At 39.9% G+C, this 26,176-nt stretch carries 25 protein-coding genes and 4 pseudogenes; 8 read left to right on the forward strand and 21 right to left on the reverse strand.

What is annotated here, in order from left to right:
- Positions 1-113: 113 nt before the first annotated feature.
- The 3 genes from RCG23_RS03545 to RCG23_RS03555 form a co-directional block, all read right to left on the reverse strand.
- Entirely contained in the window at positions 114-593 is a 480-nt protein-coding gene (locus RCG23_RS03545; protein WP_308178621.1) for a CcdC family protein, read from the reverse strand.
- Positions 594-742: 149 nt separating this feature from the next.
- Positions 743-1,102, reverse strand: a complete 360-nt coding sequence (locus RCG23_RS03550; RefSeq protein WP_308178622.1) for a response regulator — start codon at positions 1,100-1,102, stop codon at positions 743-745.
- Positions 1,103-1,279: 177 nt separating this feature from the next.
- Positions 1,280-1,990, reverse strand: a complete 711-nt coding sequence (locus RCG23_RS03555; protein ID WP_308178623.1) for a cytochrome c biogenesis CcdA family protein — start codon at positions 1,988-1,990, stop codon at positions 1,280-1,282.
- A 296-nt stretch (positions 1,991-2,286) separates the two neighbouring features.
- Here RCG23_RS03555 and RCG23_RS03560 point away from each other — a divergent pair, with 296 nt between their 5' ends.
- The gene (locus RCG23_RS03560) at positions 2,287-2,460 is read left to right on the forward strand and encodes an aspartyl-phosphate phosphatase Spo0E family protein (RefSeq protein ID WP_308178624.1); all 174 of its coding nucleotides are present in this window, start codon (positions 2,287-2,289) and stop codon (positions 2,458-2,460) included.
- 242 nt (positions 2,461-2,702) lie between these two features.
- Complete coding sequence (locus RCG23_RS03565; RefSeq protein ID WP_308178625.1) at positions 2,703-3,599, forward strand: PhzF family phenazine biosynthesis protein; 897 nt, start codon at positions 2,703-2,705, stop codon at positions 3,597-3,599.
- Positions 3,600-3,637: 38 nt separating this feature from the next.
- Here the strand turns inward: RCG23_RS03565 and RCG23_RS03570 are convergent, their stop codons facing one another.
- From RCG23_RS03570 to RCG23_RS03610, 9 genes are all read right to left on the reverse strand, one after another.
- Positions 3,638-4,525 carry a LysR family transcriptional regulator gene (locus tag RCG23_RS03570; RefSeq protein ID WP_308178626.1) on the reverse strand — a complete coding sequence of 296 codons (888 nt, stop codon included), beginning with the start codon at positions 4,523-4,525 and terminating at the stop codon, positions 3,638-3,640.
- Positions 4,526-4,688: 163 nt separating this feature from the next.
- A complete protein-coding gene (gene hxlB, locus RCG23_RS03575) occupies positions 4,689-5,240 on the reverse strand; it encodes a 6-phospho-3-hexuloisomerase (RefSeq protein WP_308178627.1) in 552 nt (183 codons plus the stop codon).
- Between the two features lies 1 nt (position 5,241).
- On the reverse strand, positions 5,242-5,865 hold the full coding sequence (gene hxlA / locus RCG23_RS03580) for a 3-hexulose-6-phosphate synthase (protein ID WP_308178628.1): 624 nt from the start codon (positions 5,863-5,865) through the stop codon (positions 5,242-5,244).
- An 83-nt stretch (positions 5,866-5,948) separates the two neighbouring features.
- On the reverse strand, positions 5,949-6,956 hold the full coding sequence (locus tag RCG23_RS03585; RefSeq protein ID WP_308178629.1) for a LacI family DNA-binding transcriptional regulator: 1,008 nt from the start codon (positions 6,954-6,956) through the stop codon (positions 5,949-5,951).
- A 129-nt stretch (positions 6,957-7,085) separates the two neighbouring features.
- Positions 7,086-7,721 (reverse strand): bifunctional 4-hydroxy-2-oxoglutarate aldolase/2-dehydro-3-deoxy-phosphogluconate aldolase, encoded by a 636-nt coding sequence (locus RCG23_RS03590; RefSeq protein ID WP_308178630.1) that lies wholly within the window; start codon positions 7,719-7,721, stop codon positions 7,086-7,088.
- A gap of 91 nt (positions 7,722-7,812) precedes the next feature.
- Positions 7,813-9,087 carry an MFS transporter gene (locus RCG23_RS03595; protein WP_308178631.1) on the reverse strand — a complete coding sequence of 425 codons (1,275 nt, stop codon included), beginning with the start codon at positions 9,085-9,087 and terminating at the stop codon, positions 7,813-7,815.
- 1 nt (position 9,088) lies between these two features.
- Entirely contained in the window at positions 9,089-10,048 is a 960-nt protein-coding gene (locus tag RCG23_RS03600) for a sugar kinase (RefSeq protein WP_308178632.1), read from the reverse strand.
- Positions 10,036-10,803, reverse strand: a complete 768-nt coding sequence (locus RCG23_RS03605; RefSeq protein ID WP_308178633.1) for a sugar phosphate isomerase/epimerase family protein — start codon at positions 10,801-10,803, stop codon at positions 10,036-10,038. The genes RCG23_RS03600 and RCG23_RS03605 overlap by 13 nt, the downstream gene beginning before the upstream one ends.
- Positions 10,804-11,292: 489 nt before the next feature.
- A complete protein-coding gene (locus tag RCG23_RS03610) occupies positions 11,293-12,078 on the reverse strand; it encodes an SDR family oxidoreductase (RefSeq protein WP_308178634.1) in 786 nt (261 codons plus the stop codon).
- A gap of 229 nt (positions 12,079-12,307) precedes the next feature.
- On the opposite strand from RCG23_RS03610, the gene RCG23_RS03615 reads away from it, so the two are divergent.
- Together RCG23_RS03615 and RCG23_RS03620 are read left to right on the forward strand one after the other, a co-directional pair.
- Complete coding sequence (locus RCG23_RS03615) at positions 12,308-13,522, forward strand: hypothetical protein (protein WP_308178635.1); 1,215 nt, start codon at positions 12,308-12,310, stop codon at positions 13,520-13,522.
- Between the two features lie 169 nt (positions 13,523-13,691).
- Positions 13,692-13,859, forward strand: a complete 168-nt coding sequence (locus RCG23_RS03620; RefSeq protein ID WP_308178636.1) for a hypothetical protein — start codon at positions 13,692-13,694, stop codon at positions 13,857-13,859.
- Positions 13,860-14,055: 196 nt separating this feature from the next.
- On the opposite strand, the gene RCG23_RS03625 is transcribed toward RCG23_RS03620, so the two are convergent.
- The 3 genes and pseudogenes from RCG23_RS03625 to RCG23_RS03635 all read right to left on the reverse strand — a co-directional run bounded on the left by RCG23_RS03625 (position 14,056) and on the right by RCG23_RS03635 (position 18,241).
- Entirely contained in the window at positions 14,056-14,424 is a 369-nt protein-coding gene (locus RCG23_RS03625; RefSeq protein ID WP_308178637.1) for an MmcQ/YjbR family DNA-binding protein, read from the reverse strand.
- Between the two features lie 274 nt (positions 14,425-14,698).
- Positions 14,699-16,490 (reverse strand): annotated as a pseudogene (locus RCG23_RS03630) (ABC transporter ATP-binding protein).
- Between the two features lies 1 nt (position 16,491).
- Positions 16,492-18,241, reverse strand: a pseudogene (locus tag RCG23_RS03635) (ABC transporter transmembrane domain-containing protein).
- A 407-nt stretch (positions 18,242-18,648) separates the two neighbouring features.
- Between RCG23_RS03635 and RCG23_RS03640 the strand changes: the two are divergent.
- A complete protein-coding gene (locus RCG23_RS03640) occupies positions 18,649-18,900 on the forward strand; it encodes a hypothetical protein (protein WP_308178638.1) in 252 nt (83 codons plus the stop codon).
- Between the two features lie 119 nt (positions 18,901-19,019).
- On the opposite strand, the gene RCG23_RS03645 is transcribed toward RCG23_RS03640, so the two are convergent.
- The 6 genes and pseudogenes from RCG23_RS03645 to RCG23_RS03675 all read right to left on the reverse strand — a co-directional run bounded on the left by RCG23_RS03645 (position 19,020) and on the right by RCG23_RS03675 (position 23,559).
- Positions 19,020-19,232 (reverse strand): YneF family protein, encoded by a 213-nt coding sequence (locus RCG23_RS03645; RefSeq protein WP_308178639.1) that lies wholly within the window; start codon positions 19,230-19,232, stop codon positions 19,020-19,022.
- Positions 19,233-19,306: 74 nt separating this feature from the next.
- Positions 19,307-19,749 (reverse strand): annotated as a pseudogene (gene sirA, locus RCG23_RS25840) (sporulation inhibitor of replication protein SirA).
- A gap of 252 nt (positions 19,750-20,001) precedes the next feature.
- A complete protein-coding gene (gene tkt, locus RCG23_RS03660; protein ID WP_308178641.1) occupies positions 20,002-22,002 on the reverse strand; it encodes a transketolase in 2,001 nt (666 codons plus the stop codon).
- A 193-nt stretch (positions 22,003-22,195) separates the two neighbouring features.
- Entirely contained in the window at positions 22,196-22,429 is a 234-nt protein-coding gene (locus RCG23_RS03665) for a DUF896 domain-containing protein (RefSeq protein WP_308178642.1), read from the reverse strand.
- 131 nt (positions 22,430-22,560) lie between these two features.
- Positions 22,561-23,204: pseudogene (locus RCG23_RS03670) on the reverse strand (recombinase family protein).
- Positions 23,205-23,235: 31 nt separating this feature from the next.
- Positions 23,236-23,559 carry a cell division suppressor protein YneA gene (locus RCG23_RS03675; protein WP_308178643.1) on the reverse strand — a complete coding sequence of 108 codons (324 nt, stop codon included), beginning with the start codon at positions 23,557-23,559 and terminating at the stop codon, positions 23,236-23,238.
- A gap of 164 nt (positions 23,560-23,723) precedes the next feature.
- Between RCG23_RS03675 and lexA the strand changes: the two genes are divergently transcribed.
- The 3 genes from lexA (at position 23,724) to RCG23_RS03690 (ending at position 26,160) form a co-directional block, all read left to right on the forward strand.
- Positions 23,724-24,347 (forward strand): transcriptional repressor LexA, encoded by a 624-nt coding sequence (gene lexA, locus RCG23_RS03680; protein WP_308178644.1) that lies wholly within the window; start codon positions 23,724-23,726, stop codon positions 24,345-24,347.
- A 1,209-nt stretch (positions 24,348-25,556) separates the two neighbouring features.
- A complete protein-coding gene (locus RCG23_RS03685; RefSeq protein WP_308178645.1) occupies positions 25,557-25,844 on the forward strand; it encodes a DUF4257 domain-containing protein in 288 nt (95 codons plus the stop codon).
- 121 nt (positions 25,845-25,965) lie between these two features.
- On the forward strand, positions 25,966-26,160 hold the full coding sequence (locus RCG23_RS03690; RefSeq protein ID WP_308178646.1) for a hypothetical protein: 195 nt from the start codon (positions 25,966-25,968) through the stop codon (positions 26,158-26,160).
- The last annotated feature ends 16 nt before the right edge of the window (positions 26,161-26,176 follow it).

A 26,176-nucleotide genomic window follows, 5' to 3' on the forward strand; every position in this document is an offset into this window, starting at 1 on the left:
CACGATTATTTCAAGTCATTAATGGTATGGTCATAAAAGCAACAAACTTTACGAAAACAATCTAAATTAAAAACAGAGAGCCGAAGCCCCCTGTCCTACATGTCCGTTATAGATTAAACGTTCTTCCCATGCAATTGATTGTACAGTTTCTTGTAATTGGTGTACATCGCGATACGCCACGGCAGGATCATGCTGAAGGCGAGCAGGAAGAACATTCCGCTCAGCTGGCCGTAATCAATCGTGGAGCTTAGAATTGTTTTAAGGACGATTCGGATGATGAGAAGACCAATCAGGATAAAGACGAATGCTTTGGATCGCTTTAAGTAAATATCATTGTCTTTGATTTCAAACTTGGATGTCTTAATTAAGAAGATGGAGAAAAACATTCCTACTATGACAGCCTCCAAGATTTCCATTGGAGTAAGCCTGAACTCTGGTACAAAATACATGAGTGCCCCTGTACTCATAAAAAATGGCGGCAAGATTATTTTTTTAGCGGAAGCCGGTTTTTTTGCGGCTTTTAACCGAATGAACATGACGAAGCCAGCCATTAAGGCAGCGCCGACTGATGAAGCAATAACCGCGTTGTTCATAGGATTCATCCCTTATCTCTTTATTTTTTCAGCTTACTTATTATATATCATAAACACTTCAAGTACGTAATGATATTTTTCACTTTGGCCCTGTTATAAAACTTTTTTACTAAATAAAAAGAAAAACCATCAGGAACTCCCTTAATGGTTTATTTTAATACTCTATTGATGGCGTCATGGACACGGCCTTCATCAAAAGGCTTTACGATAAAATCCTTCGCGCCCGCTTCAATGGCCTCGACGACCATTTTCTGCTGACCCATGGCGGAACACATAATAATCTTTGCGTCAGGATCTTCCCTTTTTATTTCTTTTACCGCTTCAAGGCCGCTCATTTCCGGCATCGTAATATCCATGGTAACCAAGTCAGGCTTGAATTCACGGTATAATCGGATCGCTTCGTTTCCGTTTTCAGCTTCTCCAATCACTTCATGTTCTGCTTTATTCAAAATATTTGTCAGCGTCATTCTCATAAATTTTGCATCGTCTACTATTAATATTCTTGCCACAGCTGTTACCTCCCAGGCACATCCCGCATGTCGATCAGTCTTCAACTCTTTTAATCAACTATTTTCCCAAAAAAATCTTTATATCTAAATATATCGAATATTCTTCAAAAATTCAATTCATTGGTGTGCCGTCTCAAATATTATTTACAAAATGTTTCCCATGGAACAGCAAGCAAGTTAGAAGCCGCTAAATCCGCCGAACATGTTTTGGAAGACGATGATGATTTTAGTCATCCAGTTAAAGAAGAGTACAATCCCCATTACGATCATGATATATCCGCCTATTTTCATGATTTTCACACTGTTTCTGCGAATCCATTGCATGCGGCCGATAAAGAAAGAAAGAATAAAGAATGGAATCGCAAATCCTAAAATATAAGCAAGCATATAAAGCATGCTTGAGTTTGGATTCGTTGCGGACAATGAAAGGACAGCACCCAGAATCGGTCCTGTGCACGGTGTCCAGCCTGCGGCAAACGCCATTCCAATGAAAATCGAACCAATAAATCCTGTTGGCCTGTTTTTAAATTCAATGCGGCGATCCTTCATCAGGAATTCAGGATTAAACACGCCGACGACCATCAAGCCGAATAAGACCATAAAAATAGCACCAAGCTGGCGAATCAAGTCCTGATAATTAAAGAAAAAACGCCCTAAAAAAGAAGTAGTAAAGCCCAGGGCAATAAAGATGATCGAAAACCCGATCAGGAAAAACAAGGTATGTATGATACTTCTTTTTTGCAGCATTGCATTTTCACTCTTGATTTCTCCCACCGACATTCCGGTTATATACGATAAAAAGGCAGGATAAAGAGGCAGGCAGCAAGGTGATATAAAGCTAAGAAATCCTGCACCAAGTGCAAGGAAAAAATTCACATCCGTATTCATAACAACATCTCCCACTCTAGTACGCATCGTTATTATTTTATCAGAACTTCCTGCCAAAAGATAATGGTTGAGAAATGAAAATTTTGTGTCACTTATATTTCTTCTCCTTTGTTTAATTTTAAATATATTGACAATTCTTGAATATTATCCATGGATATTTTTTTACATTTTTCTTTTGAATTAATTACCAACATCAGCTATACTAGAAAAATAATAGAATAGATATTTGGGAAATTCTTTTTTAATAGAGAAATAAAGGAATCGATTTCAGTTTTCTTAAGAAAGGAATATCGGCCGTGTTAAAACATGATTTGTTGACATTAATTGAAAAAAAACGGGCTGAATTAATACAAGTGGCTTTAATAAACGGCTTAAGTTCCACAGTGGCAATCAAATACAGCCAGGAACTGGATAACCTATTGAATGAATATAACAGGGTTTTTATAAAAAAAATGCAAACTCAGCACTAAAAACAGCCGGAAAGCACAGGCTGTTTTTTTGTTGCGTCGTTCCCTTTTTCTGAACATTTACATCCGTGAGAACCAAGCCCACTATACCCTGCTCATCCCCATCAACACAACACATCTAAATAAGGTTTTAATCAGATGTATTAGTTTTTTCGATTTATTGAATAGGAAAGATTCATTTTACTGATGCAATCCTACGGCATAGTATTAAGGTAACAACAGATGTTTGAAAGGAGTTAAATAAGATGAGAAAAATCAGAGTTTATCATGTGGATGCTTTTACAACAGAAAAATTTGGAGGCAATACGGCTGGGGTTGTGTTAGATGCAGAAAAATTAACGGAAGATGAAATGCAAAATATTGCAAAAGAGCTAAATTTACCGGAATCGGTATTTTTACTGCCTTCAACTAATGAAGAAGCAGATTATAAGGTGAAATTTTTTACCCCAGCTGAAGAAATCAACTTCTGCGGCAGTGCAACCGTTGGGTTAACGTGGCTGCTGGCTACTGAGTTTGGTCTAGCCGAGAAAAAAGATGGGATATTGTTAGAAACGAATATAGGTCATGTACCGGTTGTATGGCATAAGAAAGATGGTAACATAATCGATGTGGAAATGACGCAGGTCAGCCCAAAAACGCAAGATATCACCATTGACCTTGAAGTGCTTAGTCAGTTGATCGGTGTCAAAGCGGCAAGCATCGACCTCACCTATCCAATCAAACTAGCGAATACAGGAAACTGGCATTTACTCGTTCCCATGAAAGATCAAATGGACATCGACAATGCAATCCCAGACTTAGCGGCTTTAGCAAAGCATAATAAAGAACATAATATTAGCACGACACATCTTTATACGTTTAACACCACAAAAGAATGTGATTTATATACGAGAGATTTCGCACCGGGTATTGGCATTCCAGAGGATCCGGTAACGGGTGCTGCGAATGGTGCATTAGCTGGATTACTCTATTTAGAAGGTGTTATTCCTCAACATGAAACGACACATCTTAAAATCGCTCAAGGAGATGCGATTGGAAGACCAGGAACGCTTTACGTGAAGGTCATACCGAATGATTCAGCACCCGTCATCAAAGTAGCAGGAGCAGCAACCATTACCATTCGAGGTATCTTAACGATCTAAACCTAACAGCTTGAATTGGGGACCTTCTTAAGGATTTCCTATTCAAGCTGTTCCTGTTTAACATGTTCTTTTGCGATCTTAATAAATTTCTTTACTGAAGGTGACGCTTGCTTAATCGATTTGATCGCTATACCTATTTCACGATACAATTCCGTTTCAAGCGGAATTACTTTCGTGTTCGAAATGTTTTTCGGTAAGACCATTTCAGGGATAATGGTGATCCCCAGCCCTTCTTGAACCATCGAAATGATTGTATGATTATCTTTTATTTCAAAAATAACATGAGGTTGTACATTATTTTCTCTAAGAAGCCCCTTTATTAAAGCATCACAGCCTGCTTTCGGCATAATAAAGGATTCATTTTGCATTGATTTTACTTGTATTACTTTCATCGTGTTTAATCGGTGACTTTCAGGTACTAAAACTAATAATTCGTCTTTGAATAATGGAATGGTCTCAAATTCTCTGGATGGGAGCGTTAAAAAACCAATATCAATCGTTCCTGAAGCGATCCAATCTTTAATCTCGTCATAGCCGCCTTCATATAGCTCTATCTGGATACCCGGATATTTATTGATAAAGTTACGAATGAGACCAGGAAGAATTCTTGACGAAAAACTGGGGAAGGTACCGATTTTAATGCTTCCTACTTCGATCCCTTGAATAAGCGCAGCTTCCTGCTCAAGCAATTTTCCATGATGAATGATCTGACGGATATGAGGTAAAACTCGCTCTCCTGCATCTGTTAACGTGATTCCGTTCCGATTGCGTCGCAGCAATACGATTCCTAATTCGGTTTCAAGTGTTGAAATATTATGGCTTACCCCTGATTGAGATAACCCTAGTTTTTCGCCTGCTTTTGTAAAACTGCCAGTTTCAACAACCGTTAAAAAAACTTCGTACTGGAAAATAGCCGATTCCCTCACCCCGATCATCCCTATATTAATACTATTTATTATAAGTCTATCTTGAGAAAAAAGGTAAAAGAAGGCTATCTTGAATTTACTTGATTAGCGTTTTGATTTTTCTCTGAAGTTATTCATTTAACCTCATTTTGTTAAGTTATTCGAGACGGGCATGATTCCCCAACTATTCTAAATTACTATGCTTTTGGAAGATCACCTCGTGTTCGAGTTTTTGTTTGTGAAAATACTCGAGGCATATGTAGTCTAAAATCATATGAATACTTTGGTCAAACAGCGATCCAAGTGGCTGCACGCTTACTTTTTCATTTTCACGTCTGTATTTTGTAGCAGCTGGTACATGGACAACCAATCCAGCTTCCGACGCCAGCGGTGATTCCAAATTCGTCGTCAACGCGATCACTTCGCATCCTAGCCCACGCGCCACTTCAGCTGTCCAGACGACACTCTTCGTTTTACCAGAACCCGAAATCAAAACTATCGTGTCGCCGGTTTCTAATGAAGGAGTCGTCGTTTCGCCAACAACAAACGAGTTGGCACCCAAATGCATGAGCCTCATCGCGAATGCTTTCGCCATTAATCCTGAGCGTCCTTCTCCACTGACAAATACCCTTTTCGCTTGAAAAAGTTGATCTGTCACCCGACGAACCGATTCATAATCCACCTGCTCCAAAACTTGCGCTAGCTCTTCTAAAATCGAATTCATATTCTGTTCCATTCTAATGTTCCCCTTTCCCTAGTAAACTTCTAAACTGGCTCGCCGCAACCGATGGTACTGCAGCTTTTGTAATCGCCGAACCTATTATTACAACCGCTGGTTTCAGCTTCGCGATTTCTGGGATATTGTCTAATGAAATCCCTCCGGCAATCGCTAGTTCGAACCGGCCATCATCTTCAATATGCATTCCCGAAAAGTTGCTTCCGCTCAATTCCTGTTCATCCTTACTCATATGGATGCAAAGTACTGCCTTTTCCGCCACCTCCCGAGGAAGCGTCCCCATCTCAATATTCAACAAATCAATCATGATTCGCTTGTTTCTTTTTTTCGCCTCATCCAAACAAGTTTGAATTGTAACCAAAGGTGAAACGCCCATAACAGTTATAACATCTGCTCCGGCATCGAAGGCAATCTTGCATTCATAAACAGCGTTATCGATTGTTTTCATATCTGCGACTATCTGTTTGTTCGGAAAGGCTTCCTTCAAAGAGACAACACTTTGCATGCCAAACTCCTTAATCAACGACGTCCCGACTTCAATCCAGTCCACGAAATCTTCCACTTTTTTCGTGAGAGCGATCGCTTCATCAATATTCATTCGATCCAAAGCTAGCTGTATTTTCATTGAAAACAACCTCTCATTCTACTAAATCGATTTAGTGACGAAACAAACTCAATCCGTAAAATCACCTTTAAGAGAACTCTCCCTTACGAGAAAGCCCCCTCAGATGATTCACGGATAATCAATTCTGTTTTTAATGTATAAATCTTTGGTTCAAAACTGTCTTTCTTAATATGCTTATACATCAACTCGGCCGCCTTAATTCCCATTTCATAGGCAGGTTGTGCAATCGTAGTGATGGTCGGCGTCGAGATATTTGCAAAGGAAATATTGTCAAAGACGACAACGGCCAAGTCTACACCCGCGCGAATTCCATTTTTCTTCATAAATTTCATGACTTCGAGAAAAGATAAGTCATTTCCGGCAACTAATGCAGTTGGGGGATTATTTTTTGTAAATAAAGCCTCTAACTCTCCAACAATTTCAGCGATCTTAGCCGAGATTAAATTTTTCTCAGAAAAAGAAATACCGTGATCTTTAAGCGATTCCTGATACCCTTTCACGCGCTCTATCCGCGGATAAATTGTCAACGGCGGAGTGACCATGGCAATTTCCTGATGGCCATTAGAGATTAAATGATCCACAGCGAGATATGTCGCCTCTCTATTATCCACGACAATCGTATTCACGTTAACGCCGTCCACTTTTCGGTCGACAAACACGATTGGAAAGTTTTCTTTCTCCATTTGCTTATACAGCTCAACATTTTCGCCAGTTGGAAAAATAATTAAGCCATCTACTTGCCTCGCCCTTAACATCTCAATATAGTTTTTTTCTTTATCACCATCGTCATAGGAATTACACACAATGGCATGCATCCCGCGTTCTTGGCAATAATCCTCGATTGCGCGGCACACCTCAGTCGAAATGCCGTGCATGATATTGCCGACAATAATCCCAATAAGTGACGTACGCTTTTGCTTCAAGCTTCTTGCGATAGAGTTAGGCTGATACCCTAATTTTTCAATCGCGACCCTAACCTTCTCCTTCGTTTCTTCACCCATATATTCATACCGTTTGTTTAAATATTGTGAGACGGTACTTTTCGAAACTCCAGCTTCATGGGCAACATCAGCCATTGTTGTTCTTTTCATAAGCGCTCTTCCTCTTGCTTCATTAGTTACCTTCTATTTTACCGATGATTGTCAGATTTATCTAGCTGTATAACGGCTTGATAGAAAGTCCTCTAACCGGATGACGTTTAGAGGACCCAATTTTAGCTCTTATCGTTCCAAACCCTGCACTTTATCGATAAAAAGACATGCTTTATTCGTCAAACGAAGCAGGTTTTCATCCGAAATTTCACGGCTGGCATCCACCAATGTACTTCCAACTCCGGCAGCCACCGCTCCCGCTTTAAAATAATCCACGATGTTGTCGACATCAATTCCGCCCGTGGGCATCAACGGGATGTGAGGAATCGGTCCTGCCACTGCTTTGAAATAAGCTGGCCCTAACACATGCGCCGGGAATACTTTAATCAAATCAGCTCCTGCTTCATAAGCGGTCAAAATCTCGGTTGGCGTCATCGCTCCTGGAACGCTGATGACTCCGTATCTTTTTGTCATTTGAATTGTTTCTTTATTAACAGTTGGTGAAAAAACGAACTGTGCCCCTGACATGACTGGCCGCTCTTGCTGTTTCGCCATCCAGAACAGTTCCGGCCCGACAAGCACCTCATTCGTAAATTCCGACCTCAATGCTTCTATTACTTGAATTGCTCTTGGTGTCTCCATCGTAATCTCAAGAGCTGATACCCCACCCGCGTATAATGCATGGGCAATAGGAATAATGGTATCTGGCTTAGCATGCCGAATTACTGCCACGATCCGCCTTTTCTTTATTTCCTCAATACCCATTACAATCTCTCCCTATTTTTTCAATTACGAAAATGATATAATGATATTTGCTAATTTTTACTGGCCGCTTAATGAACCCTTCCCTGGTTCGTTAAGCGCTTTTTTTAGAAACAGCTGCAGTTGATTTGCTTCCCTTAACCGCAACCAGTGTCAGGATTGCTGATAACAATAATGATCCTGCCATGAAAATGTAAGAAGCCCCGAAACCGCCCGTACTTCCATTTAAATATCCAACAGCGTAAGAACCAGCAAATGAACCTAAAGCGCCCATACTGTTGATTAGCGCCATCGCTCCACCCGCAACATTACGTGGCAGAATTTCCGGAATGATTGCAAAAAACGGACCATATGGTGCATACATCGCTCCACCGGCAATGACTAATAATATAAACGATAACCAGAAATTGCTTGTACCTACTAGATAAGAAGCGTAGAAAGCAATCGCTCCAATCAATAGGAACGGCCATACAAATCCCGTTCGGTTTAGAGTTTTATCGGAGAAATAAGATGCGCTTAACATTCCGATAATCGCTAAAACGTAAGGTACAGAAGCTAACCAACCTGTAGTTACGATGTCCATATTGGGTGCTGCTTTAATAATTGATGGCAGCCACATAACAAATCCATAAACCCCAATGCTCCAAAACGCATACTGCAATGCTAGTAAAATAACTGTTTTAGATTTAAACGCTTCTGCATAGTTTTTAACCGGCATAATACCTTGTTGTTCTTTTTCTAACTGTTCTTTTAAATCAGCTTTTTCCTGGCTTGTTAACCATTTTGCATCCTTCGGCTCATCGTTCACCATTTTCCACCATATGAATGCCCAGATAACAGCTGGAAGTCCTTCAAAGATGAACATCCATCTCCAACCAACTGAATTAATTAAATAACCTGATAAAATTGACATCCATAATACGGTTGCAGGGTTACCTAAAATTAAGAATGTGTTTGCACGTGAACGCTCAGCTTTTGTGAACCAGTGGCTCAAAAAGACAAGCATAGATGGCATAACCGCACTTTCTACAACTCCAAGCATAAAGCGAATGACAATTAGTAGTTTTACATTACTGATTAAACCAGTTGTACTGGCAAGTCCGCCCCACAGAATCAATGACCAGAAAATCAGCTTTTTCGCGCTCTTATTTTCCGCGTAATGCGCTCCTGGAATTTGGAAAAAGAAGTACCCTAGGAAAAATAATGAACCTAATAATGACGACATTCCTGCTGTAATATCCAAATCTGCTGCCATTCCGCCCGCAGCACCGAAACCGTAGTTAGCACGATCAAGATAAGCAAGACTATAAGTAATAAAAACGATCGGAATCATATAATACCAGCGCGACTTTGCAAGTGTTTTTTGCATATTATTTCACCTCATTTAGTTGTTGGTTCATGTATTTTACTAATCTTTCGCGGGTTGGATAGCCTTCACTGTCACCCGGTGACTGAATGGCTAGCGCCCCAATGGCATTTCCTCTTTTGACAGCCTCTTCGATAGACAATCCTTCTAATAACGCGCTGACTACACCAACGGCAAATCCGTCTCCTGCCCCTACTGTATCAACAATTTCTTCTACATGGTATCCCTTGATCGTACCCTGCTTTGTTTGCGTCTGATAATAAGCGCCTTCTCCACCTAGTTTAACTACTACCTGCTTCACACCTTGCTCTAAGTAAAACTTCGCAATGTCCTCAGGTTTGTCATTCCCTGTTAAAATTTCTCCTTCATGAATACCTGGTAAAAAGGTATCGGCCTGGAACGCTACACTGTTTGTAACCGCAATCATTTCTTCTTGCGACCTCCACAATGTCGGCCTTAAATTCGGATCAAATGAGACCGATTTTCCCGCATTTTTCATAAATGACAACGCATGCTGGGCAAAAGCTCTTGTGTGCTGAGAAATCCCAAGTGGTATCCCCGTCATGTGCAAATGATTCGCTGACCGGAAGTATTCCTCGTTGAAATCTTCAACACTTATATAGCTAGCTGCGGATCCTTTGCGGAAATACTCGACTTCTGGATCTCCTTCAAGTACCTTCGATTTAAGCTGGAACCCTGTTGGATAGCGATCATCCACTAAAACCTGTTCAATGTTCACTTTTTCTTTTTGAAGATGGCGAACGATGAATTTTCCAAACGAATCGTTCCCAACCTTGCTGACCCACCCACTGTTCAATCCAAGGCGTGCAAAGCCTATCGCTGTATTCGTTTCCGCTCCCGCCAACGCTTTCGTGTGGTGCAGAACCTCATGTAATCTCCCTGGCTCGTCGGCAATAAACATCGCCATTGCTTCGCCAAAAGTTACTACATCTAATTGCTCCATGTCACTGCCTCCTGATCATCTTTACTAAAGTAGTCAACATATCTCTTCGCTGTATGATCCAATTCCAGTGGGAACTCGAAAGCAATTGGCAAATGGTTCGGAAATAACTGTAGTATCTCGTTTTTCTTATCAAGTGGCATTGGTAACGTGACCAGTTTTGTTCCCTGTTTATCAACATGCTTCAGGTGCACGTATTGCACATAAGGCTTCAACTGGTCCGCAGCCTCAATTACATCCTCATCTGTGAACACCCAATTCCCAATATCAAACGTCATAGCTACGTCTACGTTTTCTTTTAAAGCGCTTTCAAAAAATAGTTTAAGATACTGAATGTTTCCACCATGAAGAGTTTGATCATTTTCAATCATCAATTTCGTTCCTTCTGGTATCTGATTAATGAATTCGTTGACTTCGCTTAACTCTGATTGACCGTTTTGATAATGTCCTAGTGGCAGCTTGAGAATTTGAGCATTTAATTGGTGAACTTCAGCGACGACTTCATTCAGTGGTTCCTGGTTCAATTTTCCGTCTTCGCCCCACAGCTCAACTGGTGCAGAAAAGACTGTGTACAGTTCATTTTCACGAATAACCTGGTTAAGTTGTGAGAGGGGATAATCTCTTGGTGTAAGTAATTCTTTACGAATTTCTATTCCTTGGGCATCGATCTCTTTTATGAAGTGTACAAAGTGTGCGTGCCCTTGTTCTTTCACTAAGTTCTGATCAAACGCATTTAATGGGATTATCACTTTTCTCATTCCTGATTACCTCCTTTCTCGGTGTCATTCGTTTACTAAACCGGTTTAGTAAACCGGTTTAGTTATAGTATAAACTCATGAAAGCGCTTTTTCAATTCTTTTTTTAAAATATTTTGATAATAGAATATGACATCCCCCGACTAAAAATTAGACCAAGATGCAGTTCTCTTCGCACACCATGAACCTACTCAAATATGGTACATTTACGAATTCATCGTATCATCAAGAGAATAGTTTTTTGGATATACCCTGCAAAAAAATAGTAGTTTACTTTACTTTTTCTGCCCCCAAAATCCCCCCTGTTTAAAGGAGTGACTTTACCTTATCACCGTCGTTCTAAACTCTTTGTAACTGCATTCCATTTATAAATCCTTATTGCGTACTTAAACATGCCAAGAAAAGAAGACTCCTAGTTCTTTAGTGTTTATAGCAGTACCAATAAAAAAAATGTCCACTTTACGTGGACATTTTTTTATTGGTACTGTTTTTTTATAAAAGGGATTCCGCCCCGTCAATAAAGATTTCAGTACCCGTAATGTGGTTGGATTGGCTTGAAGCAAGAAATAGTATTAGGTCGGCGACTTGTTCGGGTTTTCCTGATTTGTGTTCCAACGGCTGGTTTCCTTCGGGATATTCGATAGGGATTTGCACTTTTTTCAATTCCTCTTGTTCTTGCCATGTGTTTTGACCGATATTTGTTTCTATCGCACCTGGGCAGATAATGTTGACTCTAATACGATACTTAGCAAGCTCAAGCGCTGCCATTTTCCCAAAGCCCATCTGGCCAATTTTGGATGTACTATACGCAGACATTCCAATGTTCTTATAGATCCTGTTCCCATTAATGGAACTAGTAATAATTATACTTCCCCCGTTTGTCTTCAAATGTGGAATGGCATATTTAACAGTTAAAAAGGTACTCGTTAAGTTATTGGAAATGGTCAAGTCCCATTCACTCGGCTCCAAGTCTTCAATCGGCCTAACTTCCCCATTTATTCCAGCGTTAGCGAAGACTACATCCAGTCTCCCCCACTGATCAATGGTTCTTTTGTAACAGTTTTCAACTTCATCCGGGTGTGAAACGTTGGCTTCCAAAACGAGTGCTTCACTGCCCATTTTTTCAATTTGATTTTTAACTTCTTCCACGTTTTCTTTATGCAAATCTACTAAAGCAATCTTTCCCCCATTTTGAGCAAGCTTTATAGCAGCTGCCCTTCCTATCCCTGAGCCTGCCCCTGTAACTAAAGCAACCTGATTCTGAAGTAGTTTCTCCACGTTAAAAAGCCTCCTTAAATGATTATGTATATTAATATATCCATTTGAGAGATTTTAAACGTAAAATTATCCTTAAGAAGATTTAGGAGGCTTTTATATTTGATTTTACATGATAAACTTCTTAGAAATACCTATCTTTACCTATTCAAATGTACAACTAAATTTAATATATTAAAGATTGGTGTGAAATTAATTAAATAATGAATCTTTTTGAAAAAGGGGTAAACGTATGAAATGGGGAAAAGCTTTACCTGCTCTAGCACTGTCAGCAATATTATTTTCAAATCAAATACCTGCTAATGCATCCTCTTTTACTAGTCCAGAACAATTAGTAAGGTCTGCAGAAAGTTATGCAGGTTCTCTAAAATGGGCAATTTCGGTGGAAGGAACCGGGAATGGGAAGACGATTCCATGGAACTATTATAATGGTGCAAAACTTGCTTACCAAAAGGCGCTTTCGGCTGTAGCAAAGCTTCCTAAAGGTAAAACAAAAACTGACTTTCAAACTCGATTAGAAAAAAACGTGAATTTGTTTATCAGTACAACACCAAATAAAGTAGGAAGAGCTGTCGCTTATATTGATGCGATTAATGCTGGACTAAAAATTGAGAAAAAGAAAAATCAGCTAAATAATCGATTAGCCGCTACTATCATGGATGATGTGACAGAAAAATATTATCATGAATTATCACTTGAAATTAAAAAACAGGCCAATTTGCTTGATCGTGTGTATGGTGAAACAACCAGGGAAAGCATTCGTAGTCATTTTAAGGGTTCTGCGGAACAAGCCAGACTAAAAGCTTTATACCCTGTTTCCATCCATATGGCACTAGATCAATTGAAAGCGGATTTAGATATCCAGAATTATATTAAAGCGATTCCATTACAAAATGAAATCGATGTTTTATTTAAAGACAGCATGGAAAAAGACCTGATAACAAGTCCTATGTATGATCAACTTCACTCAAAATATGAACATTTACAAAAGATGATTCCTACTTTAATAGACTTTACCTTTACTGATATCGAAGGAAAATATAGTCAATCAGGGGATTTAAATAAAGGAAGAAATTTTAAAACGGATCCAAAACATTTAAATGGCTTCGATACTTTTTCTTTCAGATTATATGAGGAAGCAGCTCACGTAACAGTGGCCCTAAGCACTGGTGATATTCGTGAAACTGTTTTTACTGGTGATAACATCTCAAGTGCAGAAATGAATCTTAATGAATTTAATACGATGCACGGGATAACAGATCTTAAGGATCTCACCTTTGAAATTACAGTGATTGACAAAAAGGCCGGACAAAGGTTGAAACAGGTATTATGTTTGGGTATGTCCCTTTTGTTTTTACAAATGGAACCTATAGAAGTAAAAAGGGTTATACCCTTGATATACCTAGTAATTATGAATTACGCCTTGGCGATGGCGATTCTGAAGTGATTACTTCTACTAATAAAGAAGCTGCAGGCGATTGGTTATCTGTTAAAATGTTAAGCCCTGATAGTAACCTGGCAAAGGTTGGAGAAAGGCAGTTGAATTCTTAAAAACGGCACCGGGTGAACCAAAGGATTTTGATGGAGCTAATCCGTTTACCGGAACAGATGCAGAAGTGAAATTGCATTTAATCGTAAAAGATAAGGATTTTACGGAAGAGATTATTGTGTTAAAGGTGGATAATCAATTGATAAAATTTACCGACCACATTGATGACACCTATTTGTATCCAGAAGTTCTTGGCGCTTTCACGAACATCATGAAGTCTATCAATTATAATTAATGCATTCAAAAAAGGATGGAGCCTAGATCCATCCTTTTTTATAATACGTTGATTCCAAAAACAACTAAGACTATTCGATCTCTTTTACTTATGATACGGTTCGCCTCTATTAATACAAATTGACTATCCGAGAAATCAAAAGGTTGTATAAAATAAAAAAGTAATGAATTCCTTTCGAAAGCCACTGCTCATAAACTTATAATCCGCCACCCGACTCAATTTCGTTCTGTACTTTTTTAGGCAGTTTATGAAATACCAATGAATGAGAATGTGAGATGAGATTTTCCATTAATTCAGTTGGAATATTTGCATCATAATATATCGAGTTCCAATGGGCTTTATTCATATAGTATCCAGGAATAATCCCCTCATAATTTTCTCTTAATTCTTCAGATCGATTTGGATCACATTTTAATGTAATGATTGGTTTTCCCTGGGAATCTCCGCCGATCATCGCAAACATTTTACCTCCGACCAGATATCGATCGACTTCCCAATCTTGCTGATAATCGTATTTAGCTCCCGGAAGTTTTGAACAATATGTTTCAAGTGTCTCTTTATTCATGCACTTCTCCCCTTCCCGACTTTAGTATTCGACTCCCCAGCCTCATTTCCAACATAACCAATTCCCCTAAGCCATAAACAGCTATTCTCCCATTTAGTCTCTCTTAAAGAAAACTCTCCGATTGGCAAGCCTTTTTGGGCGAAGACAGAGGGGTAGTTGCCCTTATGCGTGATAAGAAAGTATAAACTTGCGAAAGTTTATACTTTCTTATTAGCCAAAAAAGATAAAGCAGTGAATCCCTATCGAAATTCACCGCTCCTTTTTATCTGGAAATCTAGTTTACTGCATCCTCGAGCCTCTCAACGGACCCATTTTGCAGTAAGAACATCTTATGATATAAGCCTCTTTGAGCAAGGAGCTCCTGGTGTGTTCCCCTCTCTACAATTTCCCCTTGATGCAGAACCAGAATCAAATCGGCATCCTGGATCGTTGACAAGCGATGGGCGATGGCAATCGTCGTTCTTCCGCGCCGCATTTTTTCAAGTGCGGTCTGAATCGCTTCTTCTGTTTCTGTATCGATGTTTGCTGTCGCTTCATCAAGAACAAGGATCTTCGGATTCGCCGCAATCGTCCTCGCAAAGGCAATCAATTGGCGCTGCCCGCTTGAAAAAGTGGCTCCTCTTTCGACTACCTTATGGTCATAGCTGTCTTCAAGGCGCTCGATGAAGGAATCTGCCTGAACAAATTGTGCCGCTTCAACCACCTTTTCGTCTGATATATCCGTTTTGTGCAGGCGGATATTATCCTTTACGGTTCCGAAAAATAAGAACGGATCCTGCAGGACCAGCCCCATTTTTTCCCGAAGTTCTTCCTCCGAATGGTTCTGAATCGATACTCCGTCAATTAATATTTGCCCGCGTTCGAACTCATAAAAGCGCATCAGTAAATTAATAATAGAGCTTTTGCCGCTGCCGGTATGGCCAACAAGCGCGACCGTTTCACCTGGATTGGCTGTAAACGATATATCCTTCAGCACGTCTCTTTTTCCATCATAGGAAAACGAAAGATTTTTGAATTCAATTTTTCCTTTTTCAATATTAACTGGCTGTTTTACCGTTTGCGCCGGTGCAAGGCTGTCTTCATCCAACAGCTTAAATACCCGCGATCCAGCGACAATTGCCTGCTGGTATAGTGAAAGCCTCATCATCATTTGGTTGACTGGTTCAAAGAAACGGTCTAAATAGTTGATGAATGCGTAAAGAACACCTATTTTTACTGTATCGGTTAGAGAAGTAATTCCGAAATAACTTAAAACAAGGCTCAACCCGAAAACATAAATGAGATCAATCGCCGGTCGAAGCAGTAAACTATCAATATTAATATTTTTCATCCCTGCCTTATAATGCTTATCATTAATCTCTTCAAACTCATTTCGAAGACGCTTCTCCTGGCGAAACACCTGGATAATGGACATTCCTGATAGCGATTCGGCAAGCTTTGCATTCAGCTGGCTGAGCCTTTCGCGCATATCAAGGTAATAACGGGAACTGTATTTCCGATATAAATTCATAACAGTTAGGACAATCGGTACAAATACTACGCATAGCAGTGCAAGCTTGACGTTAAGAATGAACATGGCGATCAGGATGCCGCCAAGCAAAAATCCGCTTTGGATAAACGTTGCCAGCACTGTCACAAACATATCCTTGATCGCTTCCGTATCATTTGTTACCCTTGATACGATACTGCCGGCAGGCGTGCGGTCAAAATATTTGAGACCGAGGGCTGTACCTTTGAAAAAACATCAATCCTCAGCTGCTGGATAATAAAAAGGGCGAGTTCCTGAAACTTTACAAGCTGATAGTAAAGGATAAACACTTTAAGGACCTGGATACCCATATAGGCTGAGCCGAGAAGAAGCAGCGGTTTGAAATCCAATTTTCCCGGTGTTAGATGATCATCAATAAACATTTTTACAAGGATCGGCCGACGATATCTGCCAGCGTGGTTAACAGCAGCAGGCTAAAAGCTAGGATGATCCCTTTTTTATGCGGTTTTGTATAGGATAGAAGCCGGAAAAGGATTTTTCTTTGGTCCCTTTCTGACAGTACTTCTGTTTTTTCCATTTTAGTGTCCTCCATGCTCGACCAGCTCTTCAAGCTGCTGGCGTAAATACATTTCCTTATACCAGCCACCGGAAATCATCAATTCTTCATGTGTACCGCGTTCTGTTATCTTTCCATCCTCTAACACAATGATCAGGTTGGCGTGCTGAATCGCACTTAAACGGTGCGAAGTAATGATCGTTGTCTTGCCACTCCGATTTTGTTTGAGCGCTGACAGGATTGCCTCCTCGGTTTTCGCATCGACAGCCGATAGTGAATCATCAAGGATTAATACCTCAGGGTTCATTAAAAGCGCGCGTGCAATCGAAATCCTCTGCTTTTGGCCTCCGGATAATGAAACTCCCCGCTCTCCGACAATCGTTTCATAGCCATCGGTAAATTGCTCGATATCAGCATGAATATTCGCAAGCTTTGCTGCCTGCTGAATTTCTTCCTTAGGCGCCTTTGGGTTTGTAAAAGCAATATTTTCAGCAATCGTTGCCGAGAATAAAAAATGGTCCTGAGGAACATAGCCGATCGCTTCTCTCAGTTTTTCTACTTTATATTCCTGAATAGGCTTTTCTCCGAAATATATAACTCCTTTTGCGTTATTAAATTCTCGGATTAACATTTTCAGGAGTGTCGTTTTACCAGCACCTGTTTTGCCTACGATCCCCAGTGTTTCTCCCTGCCCGAGTGAAAAATAAACATCCTTTAATACAGGTTCGGTTTCACCCGGATAGGTAAATTCCTCAATTTCATATTGGATGTCCCCGCTTGGCACTACGTTTAGCGCACCCTCTGAGTCCTGAATGTCTACCTTCTCATTAAGGAGCGCATCGACACGGTCATAGGAAGCACGGCCGCGTTCAACAATATTGAAGAGCCAGCCAAAAGCCAGCATCGGCCAGATCAATAAACCGAGATATGTAGTAAAAGAAATTAATTCCCCGATTGTTAATTCACCGTTCAGAACATATTTTGCCCCGAAGGAAATCGATAGGAAAAAACAAATTGCTGCGATAATGGATATGGTCGGGTCGTACAAGGAATCGATTTTTGCGACGACCAAATTTTTTTGAACAACATCCTCGGACTGTTTTCTAAAGTCTTCTATGTCTTCTTTTTCCTGTCCAAACGTCTTGATGACCTTTATGCCCGTAATACTTTCCTGCGTTTTATCATTTAATGAAGAAAAAGCTTCCTGTGCTTTATGGAAGGTCTTATGCAGCATGCCTCCAAACCAGCTCGTCAGCATCGCCATAATTGGCATCGGAATCAAGCAGATCAGCGTTAACTTCCAGCTGATCGTAAAAGCCATCGCCAGAATAACAAAACCACCGGTAGATATAGAGTCGACCAGTGTCAGCACTCCTACCCCCGCCGTTTGTTGAATCGCACTCAGGTCATTTGTGGCATGCGCCATCAAATCCCCAATCCTGCGCTTTTGGTAAAAAGCCGGCGACATCGTCGTAAAATGCTGATAAAGACGATTTCTTAGCAGCCTGGAAAGCTTCACTGCAGAGCCAAATATCATTATTCTCCAATAAAACCGGAGAATGTACATAGCAAGCGCGACAGCCGCTAAAACGCCAATCCACTGAAACAGAATGGTCTTTGTCAGCGTGCCCTCCTTGATATGGTCAGCAATAATTCCAATTACCTTTGGCGGAATAAGCTGAAGGAGTGCTACGAATAATAGCATGCCGATCCCAGAAAGATAGGCCTTTTTCTTGTTGGAAAAACCACTTTAAATCTAAAAATATTTTCATTTCCCTGCCTCCGACACTTCAGTATCTCCAGATGCCTTTTTATCTGTGTATGTATGTGAAAACAAACACAAACAGGAAAAACTATCCAAGCCATCGAAAACTTATTTTATCAAATTTTTAAAAAATAATAAAGATTATAAATTATTAATATCAGTGCTTTTTAGCGTCCCGTAAAAGCCCACTTTTTCTTATTTCCAATTTGTCCAAGCATTCCAAACAAAAGCTCGTATTATAAATTGTATTTCAAAAAAAATGTGGAAGGATGATAAATAATGTCATGTAAGTGTAAGAATCATGGATGCGAATGTAAGTGTCCATCACGTCCGAACTCTACAAAACCTAAAACACTTACTTTTGAAAATTGTACCACTGTAGCTGGTAGTACTTTTCAAGGTGAAGGTAATGTAGTGTTAATTGTAGATCCTGATATTGAGGCTACTGTAGCTGGTTCTTTTGAAAATACAAGTAACGCAGGTTTTAACGTACTAGTTATCTTAAATAGTGGGCCAGCACCTGCAGCACGAACTGTAGAGCCAGGGGACAGCTTCACTTTTGTTTATAATGATGTTAGTCGCATCGCTTTATTTGCATTAGTAGAAGGCGAACGGTATACAGGTATTTTTAAATATCAACTCACTTACACTTTTGATGTCCAATAAGTGTACCTTGTAAGTTAATTTAAAAATAACAACAAAAAAACCACCTTTCTGTTTTTTTACAGAAACGGTGGTTTTCGTTTGAAAATAAGAGTAATACCCTTGTCCAAAAAAGGATTATCTTATTTTGATTGTTTGTTCATAGCTGACATCATTTGGTTGATTTTCTTCTGTGATGGCTTCATACCCATTTGCATCATCATCATTTTTAGCATTTGCTCATTGATTGGCGGATTTTTCTTCAAATAGCTCATCATGTAACGGCGAGCAATGAAAAATCCTAGTGCTATACCGACAACTAATGCCAATACACCAACTAGAATGTACATACCCATTTATATTTCCTCCTTCATGTTGTCTATCATACAGTGTACTAGACCAAACGTAATTATACAATATCTGCTCTTAATTACACAAATTTTCTTTCCTTAATTGGCTTTAGCCAGCCGAAGCGGTTTTTTTCAAGATCGACAGCTAAAAAAGAAGCCTCGCATTTGCGCAGTACTTCAAAGAAAACCGTCTCTGCTTCATAGCTTCCAACCCCTTCAACGATAATGGAATCCTCTCTCAATTCCATCGTTGCCAGGCTTAGGTTTCCGTTAATTTCAATCGAATATATGCCATTGTCAGCTTTAAATCCTTTTTCCTGGCCAGCTTCTTCTGAATGAGCTGATGGATCCGCAGAACAGGAAGAGGTTTTGTGATATAGTTTATCTGTTTTTCAATAATAGTTTTCAGCTCGCCGTTAGAATATTCATTTTCACGAAACAATTGATAAAACATGCGCTCTCTTCCGAAGTAATGGGCAGCAAATTCATCTTCTATTAAATATAGCCGATATTTTCTCACCACAATCTCTCCTTCGTTGGCAATCCTCTTTTTCTCATTATAAGAAACCAAGCTCAAAAGATTTGTCTTAACACGGCAAAAACTTTCGCTTTTTTTGTCGAATTCATAACTTTCTAACTATTTATTTTATTATAGCGTAGTAATAGAGTCATTGTCACGCCGGCGCCGGAATAAATCCCAGAAAAAGTCAACGGTTTTTTTCGGAAAAATTAAAAGCTCCTGTTCAAGTGAACAGGAGCTTCTACTTTTATATTATTAAAGCAAAGCCTTTAAGCGGGCTACCACGTTTTTAGTAGTGAAGCCGAACTCTTCCATAATTTTTTCTCCAGGTGCTGAAGCACCGAAATGATCGATCGCCAGAACGTCACCTTCATCACCAGTGTATTTGTGCCATCCTAGAGAAGCTCCCATTTCGATTGCAAGGCGCTTTTTCACGGATTTTGGAAGAACCGATTCCTTGTATTCCTTCGATTGTGCTTCAAAGCGATCCCATGAAGGCATGCTTACAACAGCTACATGAATCCCTTCACTTTCCAGTGCTTTTTGAGCGTCTACCGCTAACCCAACCTCAGAACCGGAAGCAAGTAATAATGCATCGGCTGTTTCTTTGCCAGCAGGTGAAATCACATAACCACCTTTTGAAACGCCATCATACGCATTTTTATCCGTATCCTTGATTGTAGGTAAATCTTGGCGAGTCAATACAAGTGCAGTTGGTTTGTTCGTTGACTCAACAGCCAATTTCCAGGCAGCCGCCGTTTCGTTTCCATCTGCAGGACGGATGATTGACAGGTTCGGCATTGCTCTTAAAGCGGCAAGTTGTTCGACAGGCTCATGTGTTGGGCCATCTTCACCGACAGCAATGCTGTCATGTGTGAACACATATGTGACAGGCAGTCCCATCAATGCTGCAAGACGGATAGCCGGACGAAGATAATCAGAGAACACAAAGAATGTTCCGCCGAATACTTTAATTCCTCCATGAAGAGCCATTCCGTTTAGAGCAGCACCCATTGCAAATTCCCTGACACCGAACCAGATGTTTTTGCCATCATATGAACCTGGCATGAAATCTGAAGTCCCTTTAATCAATGTTTTATTTGAACCGGCTAAGTCAGCAGAGCCTCCAATAAAAGTAGGAAGGTTTTTTGCGATGCCATTCAGTACTTCGCTTGAAGAAGCACGGCTTGCAAGGCTCTTTCCTTCTGCATATACAGGGATATCCTTGTCCCAGCCTTCAGGAAGTTCATTTTTCAATGCTTGTTCAAGCTGGCTGCCCAACTCTGGATATTCTTTCTTGTATTGATCCAGCAGGTCATTCCACTCTTTTTCTTTTTTCTCGCCATTTTCAACAATCTGTTTTTTGAAATGGTCATAAACTTCCTCAGGTACATGGAAGTCTGCATCAAAGGTCCACTTATAAGCTTCCTTCGTTAGCTTTAATTCGTCAGCTCCAAGCGGGGCACCATGTACTCCTGACGTTCCAGCTCTATTTGGTGAGCCATAGCCGATAACGGTTTTTACCTCAATCATAGTTGGGCGGTCAAGGTCGGTTTTCGCTTCTTCCAATGCGCGGGCAATTTCATCAAGATTATTGCCATCTTCTACACGGATGTATTGCCAGCCATATGAAAGGAACCTTTCTTTGACGCTTTCTGAAAATGATTGGGAAAGGTCGCCATCAAGTGAGATATCGTTTGAATCATATAATACAACGAGTCTTCCTAATTTCAAGTGGCCTGCAAGTGAAGCTGCCTCAGCTGAAACACCTTCCATTAAGTCGCCGTCACCACAAACGCCATATGTAAAGTGGTTGATCAGTTCAAATTTTTCTTTATTGTAAACTCCGGCAACATGGCGTTCTGCCATTGCCATCCCAACAGCCATTCCGATACCCTGGCCAAGTGGACCTGTTGTCGCTTCTACGCCATCAGTGTGGCCATATTCTGGATGTCCTGGAGTTTTGCTACCCCATTGGCGGAATTCCTTTAAATCATCCATTGAAACGTCATAACCAGATAAATGCAGCAAGCTGTATAGTAGCATGGATCCATGTCCAGCAGATAAAACAAAACGGTCACGGTTGAACCATTTTGGATTCTTTGGGTTATGATTCATAAAACGAGTCCATAAAGTATAAGCCATTGGAGCCGCGCCCATTGGCATTCCTGGATGCCCGGAATTCGCCTTTTCAATCGCATCGATCGATAAAGTACGAATAGAAGTTACTGATAATGCATCAACAGTTTCAAACATATACTACATCCTCTCTTAAATCCTTGGATATTGATTACATTCTTATATTATAGTTCTGCAGGGATTAATACAACAAATGTGACTATAAAGAGCGTTTAAAAGGCAGTCTGTTTATTATTTTGACACAAATTGTTAGTCTTTATGAAGAGAAACAAAAAATAAAAGGAATACAGTGGCTGTACTCCTGAATCTCTTAATGAAGTTTGTTATTCAATTTCCGCTGTTTAATTTTCTCAGGGGTAACATCTGTGCCTTCTGGATCAACAAATTTTGTATTTGTTAAAGTATCGAGCATCGAAGATCTGAATGTCTCCAAATACTCTTTTCTAAGCTGTGATTGTTCTTTTGCTTCTTCAGCAGAAAGACCTGCACCCTTTGCTTTCTTCGCCAGTTCATTAATTCTTGCCATTTTTTCTTTTGAAAGCATGCTTATCCCTTCTTTCTCGTTTATTATAATAAAAACGTATTATTCTTCATCAGACTTACTCATGTTTTGTAATCCATTATAAATAAGACACCTGATTTTACAAAAAAAAACCTTTTGACAAGCCAAAAGGTTTACTCTTCTATCGTTTCCATATATTCCTGGTACCTTCTATGTACTGTCGCCTTGGAAACCTGGTAGCCAAATCCCTTTAAAGTAACAGCGATTTCGGCAAAGGTTAAGCCGTTCTTTTTCAAGCGAACAATTTCTTCAATCGGTATCTCAATTTTCTCTCTGCCGCTTCACCCTGGTCCTTAAGATTGTTTTGTGGTTTATAGCCGTTCTTAACGGCACGCCTCATTCCACGCTTAATTTTGATATTATGCAATTTCCTTTGGTACTCTTCCACCATTCCCACAATTTTCAGCACCATCGAGTCCGATTCTGACAGCTGCAGCTCTCCGTTGTGCGAAATGCTGTAGAGCTTGATTTCTTCCTTCAATATACAGTGCAGAAGGGCAATCTTTGCATTCCCTCTTCCCAGCCTTGTTTCATCCTGAATTAAAACCGCCTGAATATCATCATTTTTTATTTGGTCAAGAAGCTCGAGAATACCATCCCTGTCCAGTTCATAGCCACTCGCCTGTTCTTTAATCACAGAAGCTATATGAAAGCTATTTTGATTCGCAAGCTGGATTAGCTCTTCTTCCTGCCGTTGCAATGAGGTTTCCTGAGTTTCCTTTGTCGTGCTTACCCTGCAGTAAATAATTGCATTCATAAGCTATATTGCAGCTCGCTTTCTATTCGATTTATTCTCCTGCCGCACTTGCCAGTTCACCCGAAGAAAATACTTCTTCCTTAACAGGTACCACTAATTTTTGACCGGGGAAAATTTGATCTCCGCTCATTTCATTGTGCTTTTTTACCCAACTGACAAATTGTTCTTTCGATAAAGAGTTATCTTCTGTGTATTGATCGGCAATCTTCCATAGAGAGTCGCCTTCAGAGACTGTAACCTTCAAAAACTTGTCATTATTGGAAGAATCCATATTAAGTGATAATAGCAAAGCTGAAACACAGCTTAAAGAAATTAGAATAATAGCATAAGAATATTTATTCCACAATTTTTTCATGTTCCTGCACCCCTATTCCGAATGTACGTTCGCTTTTATTAATTTGATTATAAACCGAACGTTTGTTTCGTGTCAACTATATATTCGAACTTATGTTTGTATAAAATTGGCGAACATGCTATAATTAAGTCAACATTAACCAGACAAACGAGGTGCAACCTACTATGGCAAAAATATCTAAGCGGCAGCAGGATATCCTTGAGTTTATTAAAGGTGAAGTAAAGCAAAAGGGTTATCCACCCTCCGTACGCGAAATTGGCGAGGCAGTCGGACTGGCTTCAAGCTCCACTGTACACGGCCATCTGGCAAGGCTTGAAAGCAAAGGATTGATTAGGCGCGACCCTACTAAACCAAGGGCAATCGAAATCCTTGACCTAGATGAAAACATCCATATCCCACGCAATAATGTTATCAATGTGCCTATCGTTGGTAAGGTTACTGCTGGCCAGCCCATTACTGCAATTGAAAATGTCGAGGAATACTTCCCTCTACCAGAAAGACTTGCACCTGCAGACGAGCAGGTATTCATGCTTGAAATCATGGGAGACAGTATGATTGAGGCAGGAATTCTCGACGGTGACTACGTCATCGTAAAGCAGCAGAAGACAGCAAATAACGGTGATATTGTAGTTGCAATGACTGAGGACGATGAAGCAACATGTAAACGATTCTTTAAAGAAAAGGATTATATTCGTTTACAGCCTGAAAACTCTACAATGGATCCTATTATCCTTAGGAATGTATCCATTTTGGGTAAAGTTATTGGAGTTTACAGGGATATTCACTAATTCGATTTTGGGATATTCAGAGATTCAGTGATAAGGACGTATGCATGGGCATACGTCTTTTTCTTTTTGATTTAAGAGTTGTTTTATGTGTTTTTAATTTGGGGACAATAAATTATGGAATGGGAAACTGTGGAGTTATACTTCTTGCTTCTTTGGTGGGGGTATTTACTATAAACTATTTCTCATAGAACAAAATATTTAAACTCCTATGGACATTTCCTGGCGCACTAGTGAACAAAATGTCCAATACAATGGCTCTATTAGACATTTCCTGACTCAAGAGCGATCAAACTGTCCAATAAAATGGCTCTATTGGACATTTCCTGACTCAAGAGCGATCAAACTGTCCAATAAAATGGCTCTATTGGACATTTCCTGACTCAAAAGCGATCAAACTGTCCAATAAAAGAGCTCTATTGGACATTTCCTGACTCAAGAGCGATCAAACAGTCCAATATACGGGGTCTATTGGACATTTCCTGACTCAAGACCGATCAAACTGTCCAATAAAAGAGCTCTATTGGACCTTTCCTGGCTCAAGAGCGATCAAAACGTCCAATACAATGGCTCTATTGGACATTTCCTGACTCAAGAGCGATCAAACTGTCCAATAAAATGGCTCTATTGGACATTTCCTGCGCTCGATCCGAGGAATTGTCTTTAATAAGCGTCATTAAGAACAAAATCTCTAAAGTGAAGCGGATAAATGTCCTTCATTAGCCGGATGATGGACAAAACGACACAGCTGGAGCGGGAAAAAGTCTTTCATCAAATCTATGGTAGACAAAATCACTCAATCGAACAGGCAAAATGTCTTTCACTAAACCTATGAAGCATAAAATTTCCAAAGCCACCCCACCTATTGATTTGACTTTTATTTTTGATGTTTCCCCCTAAACTCAAACCCCTTCCCTCAATAACCTGATATTCTATTTGTAATTCCAAACACCCTTCCATTTTATAAAAAATCACCTTTTAAAAACCCTCTAGGGCAATAATTCCTGCCATTTTTCGCTACTTTCTACTCAAAAAGTCATCTTCTATTGTTTTCAAGCCTATTTATACAGTTAACTTGTACTAGATAACTATTTTGAAAATTCAGTATTTTTAACTCATGTTAATTTTTTACTTTTTTCATATACTGAACATATACACCACGAATTACCTTAGGTCACAAAATACGAAGGCCTTAAGGAGTGTGAGAAGTTCATGTTTATCAACATTGCTTTCTCAATCATAATTGGTGGAATGGTCGGTATTTGCAATCATGTGGAGAAAAACGGAAAACTTATTATGCCGTACCGAACAAAAAAATTTTTTTACCCTGGATTTATTTTAGAAATGCTGATGGGCTCTTTTGCAGCAGTCCTCCTTGTCCTATATGCAGAACCTGACTCGCCCGTCCAGGTAGGGTTCCTATCCATCCTTGCAGGGTTTGGTGGTGAATCAGTCATCAAGGTGATTGAAGTCTTAAAACCAGGAACCAGCGGAAAATAAGAGAGGTCCTGTCAATTCTTGTTGACAGGCCTTTTCATTTGTCGCCCATTTTTACTATGACAAACTCCAACCCAGCACCAATAACATAAAGTATATTGACTAAAAAGAAAGAGGTGAGTAAATGCCCCCATATATGTTTCCAACTTATCAGCAGCCATTCGGAATGGGATATGGACACGGACCATGGCATCATGGCTACCCTCCATATGGCTATCATTACGGATACCACCATCACCACCACCACGGTTTTGGATATCCGGTAGGATACCACCCGCCATATGGTCATTACCCTTATGGTGGATACCCGCATTATTGATATTTAATAACTAAAA

This window comes from Neobacillus sp. PS3-34, assembly GCF_030915465.1.
GTDB lineage: Bacteria > Bacillota > Bacilli > Bacillales > Cytobacillaceae > Neobacillus_A.